Here is a 1,158-nt window from a genome sequence, read left to right as displayed (position 1 = left end):
GGGTTCCTCAAGGACGGCGATGCGTCGGCCTGTGTGTCTCGGCAGTACACCGGCACCGCCGGCAAGGTCGCCAACTGCCAGGCCGGCGTGTCCCTGCACCTGGCCTCCGACACCGCCTCGGCGGCGATCGACTGGCGTCTGTTCCTGCCCAAGAGCTGGGATCCGGCCTCGCCGCAGGCCGATCCCGCGAAGGTGGCCCGCCGCGAGCGGTGCGGCATCCCGCCGGACGTGGGCCATGTCGAGAAGTGGCAGCTGGCCCTGGACATGATCGACGAGACCCGCTCCTGGAGCGTCGACGTCCCCCTCGTCGTGGCCGACGGCGGCTACGGCGACACCGCAGCCTTCCGGCTCGGCCTGGAGACACGCGGGCTGCACTACGTGGTGGGCAGCTCGACCACCGTCACAGCCCACCCGCACGACGCGGCACCGCAAACGCCGCCCCACAGCGGCCGCGGGCGCCCGCCCCAGCCTGCCTACCCCGAGGCGCCCAAGAGCGTGAAAGAGCTGGTCATCGCCGCGGGGAAGCAGGCGGCCCGGCCGGTGCAGTGGCGGGAGGGCTCCCGTCCCGGCAGCGGCCGCAGCGGGTTCAAGCGCATGTACTCACGGTTTGTGGCACTGCGGATCCGGCCCGCCGGACGCGAGATCCGCAAAGCCGTCGGCGGTCCGGAACTGCCCGCGTGCTGGCTGCTGGCCGAGTGGCCCGCCACCGAGCCGGAGCCGGTGCAGTTCTGGCTTTCCAACCTGCCCGACGACACCCCGCTGACCACGCTGGTGCGGCTGGCCAAGCTCCGCTGGCGGATCGAGCACGACTACCGCGAGATGAAACAGGCCCTGGGCCTGGCCCACTTCGAGGGCCGCACCTGGAACGGCTGGCACCACCACGTCACCCTTGTCTCCGCCGCCCACGCCTTCTGCACGCTGCAGCGACTGGCCCGGACCCCAAAAGAAGCGGCGTCGGCCTGACCCTCTACCAGGTGGTCCGCGAGATGCAGTTCCTCCTCGCCGTCTGGACCGGCGCCTGCCCGACCTGTCACCGCGACATGCCACAACCGATACCGACCTGACCAAGCACTACTAGTGCCGCGGCAGGCAACGTTCGCCCGTGAAGGAGCGGCGTCCGGTGCGTGCTCCCGGCGTGCCGGCCGGAAGCCCTCGTAC

1 protein-coding gene is annotated in these 1,158 nt (G+C 71.5%); it reads left to right on the top strand.

The annotated features are described in order from the left end of the window. Window positions 1-963: IS701 family transposase (locus AB0937_RS38515; RefSeq protein ID WP_366718874.1), on the top strand; the 963-nt coding region annotated here is incomplete at its 5' end. Window positions 964-1,158: the final 195 nt, after the last annotated feature.

Source organism: Streptomyces sp. NPDC047880, from assembly GCF_040706515.1.
Lineage (GTDB): Bacteria > Actinomycetota > Actinomycetes > Streptomycetales > Streptomycetaceae > Streptomyces.
The sequence above is the reverse complement of the archived record's forward strand: the minus strand, read 5'-3'. Positions and strand labels throughout refer to the sequence as shown.